We start from the raw sequence: 13,246 nt of genomic DNA on the forward strand, positions 1-13,246 counted from the left end.
AAGTAATCTGTCGATCGTGTTTGTTCTTGAGTAAATAGGCACTTCTGTGGACGGCGGACCTAGCGCCCCCGATTCGAGGTTGATTGGCGGCGCGTCGGGACATCAACCATGAATAACGGTCCGGATACGGGCGGTGAGATCGTCAAGCCGTTGTCGTGACGAGTCAATGGCGGGAGCAAGCCCCGGCAGAGCAGACTCCAGTCGCACTGTCCGCGTAGCGAGATCGTCATGAGTTCCGGTGAGCGTACCAACGTCCGCTGTGTCAAGCAGGCGGTGGAGCTTCTGTGCGTCCACCGCCGTGCCGATGGGGTATGCGCCCTCTGTCGCCCCCATTATCAGGGCGTGTGCGCGATCACTGACGACAGCCAGACACGTTGCGTACACGGCGCGCACGTGGGCATCGAGATCGTCATGGCTGGTGCTGGGCGCCATGAGGAACTCTGCCTCCAGCTCTTCCGCCAACCGCACGGCGCGGGGTGCATCGCGCGCCACCTGGGCGAGCGTGACGATTCGCGTTTCAGTGCGTTCGGCGAAAGCGCGCACTGCATCGAACCATTCGGTGTCCGGCCATGGGCGGTCGAATCGCAAGGTGACGGCCACGTGGGTCCGAGAAGTGGGGGGTATCCAGCTTGATACATCGGTTCCGAGTGCGAAAGCCCAGTCCGGAGCCGCGTCCCCGAAGCCGGCCGCGTCACGAGACCCGTGGTCACGCCACGAGACGATCGAAGCGTCTCGTAAGGCTGGGTCGAACTCGACCCGATGAGCGACGGTCGGATGCTTAAGCCCCATGCCCGCCGCGATGATGACCCCGCCTCGGTCGGCGATCGATCTCAGTTCCGCGGCGCGTCCGGCCAGAGGGTACGGCCTATCAGGATGGGGATTGATTTCGCCTGCATTGACGATGTAGATCGGACGCACGGTCTCCCGGCTCGCGGTCAGCCACGCGGGCCGGGACTCGTAGAAGATGTCTCGGGGGCTAAGGGGAATCCCTGCCAGATAGTCGGAGGATTGCGCTTCGAGATGCACATGCAACTGAACCCCCGGGGTGTCAAGAGCGCGAAGCAGTCCTGCTCGTAAGGCTGAGTCGCCCAGATTGTCGTCCTGGCCAGCCGGGTTCACGAAGACGTGCTGCACGGTCATTTCCCCTCGTCTGGGCCAGCATAATATGGTGAGATGCCACACGCCGATCGTCCCAGCACCGACGTGCCACGGCTCGCCGTCCAGGTGACGCACCGTCCGCCGGCACCGGTGCTGCGATACATCGATCAAGTGGTCGGATCGCAGTCCGACATCGAGTTCCGTTGCTCGCGCGGCGTGCTGACGCGGTTCGATGTGGATGTGCTGCATGTCGCGGACGCTGCTCTCGATTCGCTCTTGGGCGCGCGCGGCACCGGAGGCCTTCAGCGGCTGCTTTCCACTCTCGCATTGATCCGGAACCTGCGTCGCCATCGGATCGCGCTCGTCCGGATGATTCATCGATCCGATAAGTCACCGGGGCCGCGTCGGGCGGATATGCTCGCGCGTCGGCTTTTGGACCGTGCGACCAGCAGGTTCGTCGTCACGGATGATGCCACCCCGACACCGGATCCGGCGCGAACAACTGTGATCCCCCACCCCCACTACCGCGATCGATTCCTCGGCTTTCCCCGCGGCGAACTCACGCCCGGCCGGGTACTGTGCGTGAGCCCCGGACATCTCCCCGACAGCGTGCGCAGCGTACTCGGCGCCGCACGCGTCGCACAGACCCCTGGCGTGGAGTTGCGCCTGGCCGGATTGCTGTCGTCCGAGCTCGAGGCGCATGTCCGCTCGGCGCTCGCGCGCCGTTCGCCGACCTTGTCCACTCGTGTCGAGCTGCTCTCGGATGGCGCACAGGTACAGGAGATCCAGGCCGCCGAGCTGGTCGCAGTACCCCGTGTCGAGACCTACGAAGATGAGCAGCGCGTCTTTCTCGCTCTCTCGCTTGACCGACCCGTGATCGTGCCTCTCAACGATACGACGGCGGCGCTCACGCGGACTGTCGGCCCCGGTTGGGTCCATCTTTCCGAGGGGCCGATCACCGCTGCGTCACTGGACGCAGCCTTTGCGTCGCTGCGTCGCGACCGCCGAACGACCGGCCCCGACTTGGAGGGCCGGGACCTCGCCGTCGTTCACTCGGCATATGCCGATGTCTTCGCGTCCGCTGCGCTATCTCTGCGTTCGCAGGAGGAGGCGGTGCTTCATTCGATGGGCGAGGGGTCGCGCTCCGGGAAGAAGCTGGAGAAAGACGCGTCCTAACGGCGTAGCGACCCGCCATGCACGATGGGCAAAGGAGCTGTCCAGGCGCGTGCCCGACAGACGTGCGTCCCTCGAAGGCGTCGACTTCTCGCGGAGCGCCGCCGTGTCAGTTTCACGAGCTGCGACACCCTTCTCAGCGAAGAAGATCATCAAGTCGAGCAGGCGGCGCGAGTCTTCGCTGGACGGCTCCGGTGAGAACTCGTCTGGGATCTCGCCCGTGATAACTTGCTCATACAACTCTCCGAAGTCATAGGAGAGAGCTCGGCTGGCAGCCTCGACGGACGCGCGGGAAAGCGCGCTGTAGCGACTTGGCGATTCCGCAACGGCCGCGATCCTCGCGGCGAGCGCGGCGGCATCGCCCTGCGGAGCGGATACGATGCCTTCGTTGCCGGGGAGCATCGCGAGCCACGGCAGCTCGTACATGAAGACCGGGAGCCCGCGGGCTTGTGCTTCGAGAATGGTGAGCGGATAACCCTCGATGATGCTTGTCGACACGAACGCATCTGCCCGGTCGATGGCGTCGACCAGGTGCTGCCCCCGAAGCTCGCCGATCGCCCGGACGTTCTTGTCGACGCGGCGAGCCTGCGCGAGCGCGTTGAATCGGGATTCAGTCCACTCGCCCCAGTCCGGGCCGATGACCGTGAGGCGAAAGTCCACGGCCAGCTTGCGGAGGTGAACGGCGACCTCGATGAGCTGGCTTACCTGCTTGGTGCGTTCCTCCAGGCGACCCCACCAGATGAGCTCCATCGGACCGTCGGAGAGGTGCTTAGGTTCGGTAGCGGTGGAGTCCAGGAGCATCGGTGACGGCGGGTTGGGCAGGTATACCGCGTGATTCACCCCGCGCAGCTTCCAGAACGCCACATCGAGCGGCGAAAGCGTCACGAGCCTGTCGAGCAGGGGAGCGTTCTCCTTCAGGAGCTCGTGAAGGCCGTTCTGGTCGTAGAGTGGACGGCCGGCGAAGTTATGAATCCACCCCACCGTGGCGGCGCCGGCCGCGCGAGCGACGAGCGCATACTCCGGCCAATCTCTGCTGTAGAGGATCTGGTGGTCGATGATCAGGTCCACCTCGTTGGTGCGGCAGATCTCCGACCACTCGACGAGACGCTCGGGCAGGCCGCGTCCCGACATCTCGATGAAGGGGATGCCTTCCGGAACTGCTGCGCGATCGCTTCCGAAGCGGCGCGCGACGATGACCACGTTATATCCGGCGCGGGTGAGGAGATCGGCTTGCGAGAGCAGGACGCCTGACACTCCGCCCGTCGTGAGGGCTCGCGTCGTGAGCAGGATGCTTCCCACGGTGCGTTCTTCGCGTTTCGTCCGTGCGCTGTGGGACTTTAGCGCCGGGAGAACCTCCGGGTAGAACCGGACGGCGGCGACGATCAGGTCTGTCGCTGATGCGCACGCGTGAAGATGTTCGATGACTGCGGTGAGAAGGTCCTCGCGGGTGTGCTTCAACAGATAGGTGGAAACGTATCCGATGATCGAAAGGCGCACCGATTCGTAGTTGTCGAGCAGGTCGTCGGGGTAGCCTCGCGTTTGCGCGATGGAGCGGACGGCCGGGGAGATGCTCTCGACCGATCGGATGGCGTCGGCATAGAACCGCGCCTGCTCCATGGTGTCCACGACTTGCCCGCTCCTGCCCCGACCGAAGTGATATCGGTATAGGCGATCCGGGATAGCGACGTATTTGGCCGCGAGCGCCGTAGCCAGGTAAAGGAGTGGAAGGTCGTTGATCCGCGGCAGGACGAGGTCCTCAGGAAGGAGCGCGTATGCATCGCGGAGCAGCTGTGTCCGGAAGAGGAAGCGCCACAGCTGGCCTTGAGCGGGCTTGCCGATTGGGAAGAGCTCTGCGAGCACGTTATCGCCGGTAAGGCGCTTGTGCTTGGGCGCGAGTCTCTTCTGGTAAGCGACGAACACTCCTCCGTCTGGCCCCACGGTTTCGACGGCGAACCCGACGAGATCGGCCTTGTCGTGCTGTGCCGAGGCGAGGGACTTCTCGGCAGCTGTGGGGAGCAGCTCGTCGTCACCGTCGACGAAAAGGACATACTCGCCGCGCGCCGCAAGGATCCCGGCGCGGCGGGCCTGAAGGGCAGAACGGTTGTCCGGCTGGCGGAGCAGACGAACGCGCGAATCGCGAGCAACGTACCGGTCGATGATGGCTGCCGTACCGTCCGTGGACGCGTCATCCACGCAGATCACTTCGATGTAAGCACCCGTCTGCGCGAGGCAGCTGTCCAGCGCCGCCGCGACGGTCTCCTCGTCGTTGAAGACAGGCATCACGATCGAGACCTGAGGGGCGTGATGCATCAATGCTCCATTCGAAGGACTGCCGACAGCGTGGGCGCACGGGGCGCATCCGGCGGGGCGCCGCGACCATCCTACGGCGCGTTTTCGGATGCGCCCGAGCGATGCGAAGAGCCTCAGCGCGCGCCGAGCCACCCCTTCGCACGGTAGGCGAGGGGCTGCAGCCCCGGAATGCGCCGCAGTGCCACCCGACCGAGGGGAGCGGCCGCCTGCCATGCTCGTGCTCCCCAGGTCGAGGTGTCCGCCGCCCGTGTGCGTCCGCCGGCGCGCTCTGCGAAGAAGACCATCAAACCGAGCAATTGCCGGGCGTCGTCGAGCGTGGGCTGCGGTGAGAACTCCGACGGGAGCGCGCCGGTGACGACGCCACGGTACAGCTGGGGGAAGTCGTAGGCGCGCGCCCGCGCCGCGGCCTCCAGCGACGCCCGTGACAGAGCGGCGTAGTGCTCGGGATCCGCGAGGGTGTCGGCGAGCCGGCTCGCGAGCCCGCGCGCATCCCCCTGCGGCACCGCGACCACGCCGTCGTTTCCCTGCACGAGGGTGAGCCAGGGCAGCTCGTACATGAACACGGGCAGCCCGCGTGACTGTGCTTCGGCGATCGTGAGCTGATATCCCTCGATGACGCTCGTCGAGACGAAGGCGTCCGCCCTGTCGATCGCGGCGATCAGTGCCTCTCCCCGCAGCGGCCCGACCGCGTGGACGGCGTCACCGACGCCCCGGCGACGGGCGAGCGCGTTCAGTTTCTTGGCCGTGACGTCGTCCCAGTCGGGGCCGATGATCCTCAGTCGGAACTGCACCTCGAGGGCGCGCAACTGCGCGCCGACCGCGACGAGCTCGCGCACCTGCTTCGTTCGCTGCTCCAGCCGGCCCCACCAGACCAGCTCGAGTCGTTCGGTCGGGGCGGACCTCTCGCGGGCGTCCGTCGCCGATTCGAGCAGCAGGGGCGATGGGGGATTGGGCAGGTGGGCCACGTGCTCGATCCCGCGGAGGCGGAAGTAGGCCACATCGAGCGGAGAGAGTGTGATGAGTTGCGCAAGCACCGGGCTGCACCGCTCGATAAGTGTCAGCCGCTCGTTGCCGTCGTACACCGGCCGTGCGACGAAGTTGTGCAGCCAGCCGATCGTGGCCGCGCCCTCCGCCCGTGCCATGAGCGCGAACTCCGGCCAGGCATCGGAGTACAGCACCTGGTGGTCGATGACGAGATCGATCTCGTGCGCCCGGCAGATCTCCGCCCACTGCGTCAGCTGTGCGGGGAGCTGACGCGAGGCCAGCTCGATGAACGGAACGCCTGCGGGCAGCACGCTCGCATCGTTCCCGCCGTTTCGTGCGACGACGGTGACGCGGTAGCCCGCTTCGCGCAGGTAGCGCGCCTGCGAGGCGAGCACCGCGGAGACGCCGCCGGTGCGCAGCGTCGAGGTGACGAGCAGGATGCTGCGTACCCCGCTTTCCGGCAGGCCCTGCCACGTCGCGTGATATTTGAGAGCCCTGAGCGTCGCCGGGTAGAAGCGTGCCGCTGCAAGCACGATGTCATGGTCGGTCGCGACCGTGTGCAGGTGCGTGAGCGCGCTGTCGAGCATCGTCTCGTCGCTGTGCTCGACGAGCTGGTAGCAGACGTAGCCGATGATCGACAGGCGCACCGACGTGTACGTCGCGCGCAGGAGATCCGGGTCGTGATGGCTCTCCGCGAGCGTCTCGACGGCCGGACCGATCGAGTCGACCGAGGTGATCGCCCCCGTGTAGAACCGTGCCCGCTCGACGCTGTCGACGCGATGCCCGCTGCCACCCCGGCCGAAGTGATACCGATACAGCTTGTCCGGCACCGCCGTGTAGCTCGTCGCGTGCGACGCAGCGAGGAAGAGCAGCGGGAGATCGTTGATGCGCGCCAGCACGAGCTCGTCCGGCAGCAGGGCGTACGCCTCACGCAGCACGCTCGTGCGGAAGAGGAACCGCCACAGCTGGCCCTGCGCGGGCCTGCCGACCGGGAAGAGCGCGCGCAGCACGTCGTCGCCGGCGAGGGTGAGCTGCGGAGGCTGCAGCCGGGCTTCGTAAGGGCTCCCGGTACGGCCGTCGCGCTCGACCACGGTCACGCCGAACCCGACGATGTCGGCGCCCGATTCCCGAGCCCGAGTGATCGTGGTGGCTACGGCATTCGACTCCAGCTCATCGTCGCCGTCGAGGAAGAGAACGTGATCAGCGCGCGCGGCCAGGATGCCGGTGCGCCTCGCCTCGAACGCGGAGAGGTTGCGATCATGGTGCAGGACGCGAACGCGCGGGTCACGTTCCCGGAACCGTTCGAGGATCGTCGCCGTGCCGTCCGTGGAGGCATCGTCGACGCAGACGATTTCGATGTCGGGGACCGTCTGCGAGAGAGCACTGTCGATGGCTGTCGCCACGGTCGTCTCGTCGTTCGAGACGGGGATGACGATGGTGAGCAGAGGGCGCGGGGTCATCGGAGCCGAGTCTATCCGCGGGCTGGATAACCTAAGGGAATGAAGATCGCCATCGCGGGGACCGGATACGTCGGTCTGTCCAACGCCGTCATCCTCGCTCAGCACCATCAGGTGGTCGCCCTCGACATCGATCCCGTGAAGGTGGAGATGCTGGGTCGGCGGGTCTCGCCGATCGCCGATCCCGAGCTCGAGGACTATCTCGCCACCCGGGAGCTCGATCTCACCGCGACGACCGATGCGGACGAGGCCTATCGGGCCGCCGAGTTCGTCGTCGTCGCGACTCCGACGAACTACGACGAGGTCACCAACTACTTCGACACGTCCTCGGTCGAGGGCGTTATCGCCGCTGTCCTCGACATCAACCCGGATGCCGCGATCGTGATCAAGTCCACGGTGCCGGTGGGCTTCACCGCCCGGATGAACGCCGAGTACCCGCACGCGACGATCGTGTTCTCGCCGGAGTTCCTTCGCGAGGGGCGTGCGCTGTACGACAACCTCCATCCGTCGCGCATCGTCGTGGGAGACCGCGGCCCCGTCGGACAGCGTTTCGCCGACCTCCTCCTGGAAGGCGCCATCGCCACCGATGTGCCGGTGCTACTCACCGATCCCACCGAGGCCGAGGCGATCAAGCTGTTCGCCAACACGTACCTGGCCCTCCGCGTCGCCTACTTCAACGAGCTCGACACCTACGCCGCCGTGCACGGCCTCGACACCCGGCAGATCATCGAGGGCGTCGGCCTCGACCCCCGCATCGGCTCGCACTACAACAATCCGTCGTTCGGCTACGGCGGCTACTGCCTGCCGAAGGACACCAAGCAGCTGCTCGCGAACTACTCCGAGGTGCCGCAGAACCTGATCGCGGCGATCGTCGACGCCAACCGCACCCGCAAGGACTTCGTCGCCGCGGACATCCTCGCGCGTGGCCCGCGGACGGTCGGCGTCTACCGGCTCGTGATGAAGTCGGGTTCCGACAACTTCCGTGCGTCGTCGATCCAGGGCATCATGAAGCGGATCAAGGCGAAGGGGATCGAGGTCGTCGTGTACGAGCCGACCCTCGAGGATGACGAGTTCTTCCACTCCGAGGTGGTGCGCGACCTGGACGAGTTCAAGGCCCGGGCGGACGTGATCATCGCCAACCGCGCCACCGACGCCCTCGCCGATGTCGCGGACAAGATCTATACTCGCGACATCTACGGCCGCGACTGAGTTTTCACCGGGTGGGAGGGGGACTCGGTTGCAATTGGCCGTGGCTACCCTCGCGGACGAGAGGCCGCTACGGCTCGCCGTCACCATGCGTAATGGTGTGGCAGCGACCCCAGGAGGGTGCGGACGCTGTGCGGTAACATGTTCCGGTGTGCCCGCGCCTCATGCAGGCGCAACACGCGTCGCGCAGGAAGGTAGGGATCCGCATGGGAGCGATCACTGTGCCTGCGGGCGCCGGGCTGATCGCGGTGGGAACGCGACCACCGCTGGGGGCCTACCTGGCCGAGGCCTGGCACATGCGCACCTTCGCCCTGCGGCTCGCGGGAAGCCGGCTGATCGGCAGTCTGCTGCCGAACCGCTTGGGCGTGCTCTGGATCGTGCTCAAGCCGCTGTCGATCGCGATCATCTACGGGACGATCTTCCATTTCATCCTCTCCGGAGCGGCTCGCCCTGCGAACTTTTTGCAGTTCCTCATCGTCGGTGTCTTTGTCTTCGAATTCTTTACGAGCTGCTTCGGCAACGGCTCGAAGGCGATCACAGGAAACACGAAGCTCGTGCAGAGCTTCGGATTCCCGCGCATCCTGCTTCCGATATCCGTAGTCGCGGAACAGGCGATGCGGATGATCCCCGTGATGCTGCTGCTAGGCATCCTGCTGCTCATCTTCGGCGAACCGATCAGTTGGTCCTGGTTGCTCATGATCCCGCTCCTCGCCGCCATGGGAGTCTTCAACCTCGGATTGACTCTCGTCGTGTCCCGGATCTCGGTGCGGACGCGGGACATCCAACAACTGATCCCGATCATCAACCGCGTTCTCTTCTACGCGACGGGCATCATCTTCAACATCGACGGCGCCCTGGCCGATTATCCGGCGCTGCTGACGATCGCACACCTCATCCCGACCTACGACTTCATCTCACTCGCTCGTGATGTGCTTCTGTCCGGGCACTCGGCCCCGCTGCTCGCCTGGATCGCTGCGCCGACTTGGGCACTGGTGATGATCGTCGGCGGCGTGATCTTCTTCTGGCAGGGCGAGCCGAGGTATGGCCTCAGTGACTGATCTCCTGCTTCCCGATCGACTGACAGAGTCCCTCGACGCGGAGCCTCGCGCCATGATCGTCGCGGACGACGTCCACGTGAACTACCGTGTATATGCGTCAGGGAAGCGCGTGTCGGGGAGCGAGTCGCTGTTCAGCCTACGGAGCATCCGTGGTGGGCGCGATCTCCAGACGGTCCCCGCCCTGCGGGGCGTGAGCTTCACCGCGAGAGAAGGCGAGTCGATCGGCGTCGTCGGCCACAACGGTTCCGGAAAGTCCACGCTCTTCAAGGCGATGACCGGGCTCATTCCGCCGTCCGAGGGCGCGATCTACGCGCGTGATCGTCCCGTTCTCCTCGGCGTGAACGCGGCGCTCGTGCCGGAGCTCTCGGGCGAGAACAACATCAAGCTCGGTCTGCTCGCCATGGGCTTCCCCGCCGACGAGGCGGCCGCGCGAGTGGGGGAGATCGCGGACTTCGCGGAGCTCAACGACTTCATCTACCACCCGATGCGCACCTACTCGTCGGGCATGGCCGCGCGCCTGAAGTTCGCCATCGCCTCCGCGAAGGCGCACTCGATCCTCCTCATCGACGAGGCGCTGGCGGTGGGGGACCGCCGCTTCCGGACGAAGAGCGAGAAGCGGATCAACGAGCTGCGCGACAGCGCGGGATTGGTGATGATCGTCAGCCACTCGGCGGGCTCGCTCAAGAGCACGTGCGAGCGCGTGCTGTGGGTGCACAAGGGCGAGCTGATCGCCGATGGGCCCTCCGACGAGGTCGTCGACGAGTATCTCGCCTGGACCAAGAAGCCCGGCGCCAATGCCGTGGGCGCGGCGTCCGCGGCGAAGCCCTCGACGAAGAACGCGCCGATCGCCGTGGGATTCGAGCCTCGCCCCGGAGCCGACGGTGCCGCGCCGAGCGGACGCGCACCGGCGGCCGAGGGCGTCGCGTCGGCGACCGAGCTCGGCGCCCGCACCGTCGCGCGTCGGGAACGCCACCGTCGCGCCGCGCAGCGCACGCAGAAGCGCAGCGTCCTGCTCATGGTGCTCACCGGCGTCGCCGTGCTTCTCGCGGTGGCGGCCGGCGCGATCATCGGCGCGCTCGCCAGCGTCGCGGCGCCGTCCGGACCCGAGCCGTCGTCTCCGCCTCGGGCCGACGGCGCGGCCGATGAACGACCGGTGATCCGCAGCTTCACCGCGAACGCCGTGACCGTCGACTGCCCGGCGGAGAACGCCAAGGCGCAGGTGCTGCTGAGCTGGCAGATCGACAACGCGGAGAAGGTCGCTCTGGGCGCGGGCCCCGCGCAGGTCGACGCGCTCGATTTCCCGGTGGCCGCCGCGCTGCCCGCGCGGATCACGGATCGCGTCGTCCCGTTCTCGTGTGCGACGGGATCCACCGTCTACACGGTGACCGCCGAGAACGCGGACGGGACCCGGACCAGCGCCCCCCTCACGGTCACCCGCGTGCTTCCCACGCCCACCCCGGTCCCCGAGGTGCCGGAGGACGAGTTCTTCGAACCGGACCCCGAGCCGGAGGAGCCCGCGCCGGCGCCGACGACTCCGCAGGAGCCGAGCAGCCCGCCCGTGGAGCCCTCGGAGCCGCCGGTCGATCCGTCGGACCCGCCCGTCGATCCGTCGGACCCGCCCGTCGATCCGACGCCGACCATCGAGCCGACGCCTCTTCCGACCCTCGATCCCTGAGCGGTCGTCGCGGCACGAGCTCCTCCGTGTACGACTCCACCCTGAGAAACCGTCGAGGCCTGCCCATGCGAACGTCAGAACAGCGATCCCCTCGCCGTTCGCGCGGCACCGCGACTCGCCGAACGCGGACCTTCGTCTCCCTCACCGGCCCGGCGGGCAACATCGGCGACGCCCTCATCCGGCGCGAGACCCTGCGGTGGGCGGAGGGGACGAGCGACGAGCTGGTCGCGTACACCGGTGAGGGGCCCGACGTGTGGCTCCGACAGCTGGGGGTGCCTGCGCACGCCGTGGTGCTGCGGTCCAAGAGATCGGTCCCCCGCTGGCTCTGGCTGCTCCTCACGGCACCGCGCCGTCCCGTCCTGGTGTTCGAGGCGGGTGAGATTCCCCTGGATCGGGGCAACGGGCTCCGGGAACTCGTGTTCCTTGCGGAGACCCTGATCGTCCGGCTCAAAGGGGGAGTGGTTGTCCGCCCGCCGCGGGGTATCCGCGCGCCGTCCTGGCCCGCGCTCGCCATCCACCGCCTCGCGGCCCGTCTCTCCCAGGTGGCGCTGTGGCGCGACGCCCGCACGATGCGGATCGCGCGCGCGGGGAGGCTCGCGCCCGACATCGGCTTCGCCGCCGGATCCCGTCCCGGTCGCGACTGGCATGAGCGCACCGACCTGGTGGTGAGCCTGCGCGGGGCGCGACCGCTTCCTGACGCGGCGTGGCTCGACGGGGTGCGCCGAGCGGCGGACGACGCCGGACTCACCGTTCGCACGGTCGTCCAGGTGCGCGAGGACGAGGAGCGCGCACGAGAGCTGGCCCGCCTTCTCGGGGGCGAGTTCGAGCCGTGGGGAGACGTCGACCCCCGGGACCAGGAGGAGCGCCTCCGGGAGCGCTACGACGGCGCGCAGCTGGTCGTGAGCGACCGGATGCACGTCCTCGTGCTGGCCGCGTTGAGCGGGGCGATCCCGGTCGAGCTGGTCCCGCACCCGACGGCCAAGATCACGGAGGCGTTCGCGGCCATCGGCCTGGACGGCGTGTCGCACGATGCATCCGCCCGAGAGCCCGAGCAGCTGCGAGCGATCCTGCGCCCGAGTCCCGAGCGTGCGGCCGAGGTCGCGGAGCGCGTGCACCGCGCGGCGACGGATCTGGCCCGGATCCACCGGGAGATCCGCGCGCGCATCGAGCGAGCCCGGACATGACGGGCGGCCAGGCGCAGCGGCCCGCGGCGGGACGCGCACGCTATCTCTTCCTCTCGCACAGCCACCCGTTCGGGCCCTTCCGCGTGGGAAGCCACCACTACGCACGTGTGCTCTCCGAGCGCGGCGCGGACGTCGTGCACGTGAGCACCCCGATCTCGACCCTCCACCGGCTGACCGGGCGCGTCCGCCCGAGCGAGCTGGCCGCGGTGCCGCGTCGTCCCCGCCGGGACGCGCACGGCGTGCTGCACGTCGTTCCGCGGACCATCGTGCCGGTGCCGCTCGGCAGGTTCCGCGTGGCGAGGATGCTGGAGCGCGAGGGGATCGACGGCCGCTTCGACGCCGTGCTCATCGATCAGCCGCTGCTCTGGGACGAATCGGTGCGTTCCCTGTCCCGGACCCTCGTCTATCGCCCGACGGACCTGTATCCCGGCGGCCTCAAGCACGACGTGCAGCGCCGGATCCTGGATGCGGCCGACGCGGTCGTCGCTACGTCCGACGAGGTGCTGCGGAGCCTGGGAGCCCCCCGCGTGCCCGCGCTCGTCCTGGAGAACGGAGTGGAGCTCGGGCGCTTCGCCTCGCCGGCCGGAGAACAGCGCCCCCGCTCCGCGCGCTGCGTCTTCGTCGGAGCGCTCGACGATCGCTTCGACTGGGATCAGGTCGCCGCCTGGGCCCGCCGGCACCCCGACGTCCCCTTCCTCATCGCCGGTCCGAACCCCCGCCCCCCATCGGCGCTGCCCGCGAACGTGGAGGTCCTCGGCGCCGTTCCGTACACGGATGTGCCCGCCCTGCTGCACTCGGCGCGGGTCGGGCTGCTGCCGCTGTCGGACGACCCGCTCAACGCGGGGCGCAGCCCGATGAAGCTCTACGAGTACCTGGCGGCGGGGCTGAGCGTCGTGGCCAGGGAGACGCCCGGCATCCGTGGCCGATCCGACCTCGGCATCGAGACCTACCGCGACGACGCTGACGCGGCGGCGGCCCTGGAGCGCGCGCTCGCGCACCCGTCGCCGAATCGACTCGGCGAGGCGGGGGCACGCGACCAGTCCTGGGAGCGGAAGACCGACGCGTTGACGCTCTTCCTCGAGACGGTGCGGGAAAGCACGG

9 protein-coding genes are annotated in these 13,246 nt (G+C 67.8%); 6 read left to right on the forward strand and 3 right to left on the reverse strand.

The genetic code is table 11. The annotated features are described in order from the left end of the window. Positions 1-102 precede the first annotated feature (102 nt). Positions 103-1,140: a glycosyltransferase family protein gene (locus MR1_RS12570; RefSeq protein WP_067247255.1), complete on the reverse strand. Its 1,038-nt coding sequence runs from the start codon at positions 1,138-1,140 to the stop codon at positions 103-105. Between the two features lie 33 nt (positions 1,141-1,173). Here MR1_RS12570 and MR1_RS19475 point away from each other — a divergent pair, with 33 nt between their 5' ends. Beyond that, positions 1,174-2,274, forward strand: a complete 1,101-nt coding sequence (locus MR1_RS19475) for a hypothetical protein (protein ID WP_157518153.1) — start codon at positions 1,174-1,176, stop codon at positions 2,272-2,274. On the opposite strand, the gene MR1_RS12580 is transcribed toward MR1_RS19475, so the two are convergent. Both MR1_RS12580 and MR1_RS12585 read right to left on the reverse strand, forming a co-directional pair. Next, the gene (locus tag MR1_RS12580; protein ID WP_067247234.1) at positions 2,185-4,581 is read right to left on the reverse strand and encodes a glycosyltransferase; all 2,397 of its coding nucleotides are present in this window, start codon (positions 4,579-4,581) and stop codon (positions 2,185-2,187) included. The two genes, MR1_RS19475 and MR1_RS12580, sit on opposite strands and share 90 nt — an antisense overlap. A 113-nt stretch (positions 4,582-4,694) precedes the next feature. After that, positions 4,695-7,025 (reverse strand): glycosyltransferase, encoded by a 2,331-nt coding sequence (locus MR1_RS12585; protein ID WP_067247237.1) that lies wholly within the window; start codon positions 7,023-7,025, stop codon positions 4,695-4,697. A gap of 39 nt (positions 7,026-7,064) precedes the next feature. Between MR1_RS12585 and MR1_RS12590 the strand changes: the two genes are divergently transcribed. The 5 genes from MR1_RS12590 to MR1_RS12610 form a co-directional block, all read left to right on the forward strand. Next, positions 7,065-8,231 carry a nucleotide sugar dehydrogenase gene (locus tag MR1_RS12590; protein WP_067247240.1) on the forward strand — a complete coding sequence of 389 codons (1,167 nt, stop codon included), beginning with the start codon at positions 7,065-7,067 and terminating at the stop codon, positions 8,229-8,231. A gap of 203 nt (positions 8,232-8,434) precedes the next feature. After that, on the forward strand, positions 8,435-9,286 hold the full coding sequence (locus MR1_RS12595; RefSeq protein WP_067247244.1) for an ABC transporter permease: 852 nt from the start codon (positions 8,435-8,437) through the stop codon (positions 9,284-9,286). 52 nt (positions 9,287-9,338) lie between these two features. Continuing rightward, the gene (locus tag MR1_RS20575) at positions 9,339-10,961 is read left to right on the forward strand and encodes an ABC transporter ATP-binding protein (RefSeq protein ID WP_169797690.1); all 1,623 of its coding nucleotides are present in this window, start codon (positions 9,339-9,341) and stop codon (positions 10,959-10,961) included. A 65-nt stretch (positions 10,962-11,026) separates the two neighbouring features. Continuing rightward, positions 11,027-12,145, forward strand: coding sequence for a polysaccharide pyruvyl transferase family protein (locus MR1_RS12605; protein ID WP_067247247.1), 1,119 nt, complete (start codon positions 11,027-11,029; stop codon positions 12,143-12,145). Beyond that, positions 12,142-13,246: glycosyltransferase (locus MR1_RS12610; protein ID WP_084344610.1), on the forward strand; the 1,105-nt coding region annotated here is incomplete at its 3' end. The genes MR1_RS12605 and MR1_RS12610, both read left to right, overlap by 4 nt.

The sequence above is a fragment of the Microbacterium resistens NBRC 103078 genome (assembly GCF_001552355.1).
Lineage (GTDB): Bacteria > Actinomycetota > Actinomycetes > Actinomycetales > Microbacteriaceae > Microbacterium > Microbacterium resistens.

Coding starts and splice junctions, on each gene's coding strand:
- MR1_RS12570 (WP_067247255.1), bottom strand. CDS start 1,140: ATGACCGTGCAGCACGTCTTCGTGAACCCGGCTGGCCAGGACGACAAT.
- MR1_RS19475 (WP_157518153.1), top strand. CDS start 1,174: ATGCCACACGCCGATCGTCCCAGCACCGACGTGCCACGGCTCGCCGTC.
- MR1_RS12580 (WP_067247234.1), bottom strand. CDS start 4,581: ATGCATCACGCCCCTCAGGTCTCGATCGTGATGCCTGTCTTCAACGAC.
- MR1_RS12585 (WP_067247237.1), bottom strand. CDS start 7,025: ATGACCCCGCGCCCTCTGCTCACCATCGTCATCCCCGTCTCGAACGAC.
- MR1_RS12590 (WP_067247240.1), top strand. CDS start 7,065: ATGAAGATCGCCATCGCGGGGACCGGATACGTCGGTCTGTCCAACGCC.
- MR1_RS12595 (WP_067247244.1), top strand. CDS start 8,435: ATGGGAGCGATCACTGTGCCTGCGGGCGCCGGGCTGATCGCGGTGGGA.
- MR1_RS20575 (WP_169797690.1), top strand. CDS start 9,339: ATGATCGTCGCGGACGACGTCCACGTGAACTACCGTGTATATGCGTCA.
- MR1_RS12605 (WP_067247247.1), top strand. CDS start 11,027: ATGCGAACGTCAGAACAGCGATCCCCTCGCCGTTCGCGCGGCACCGCG.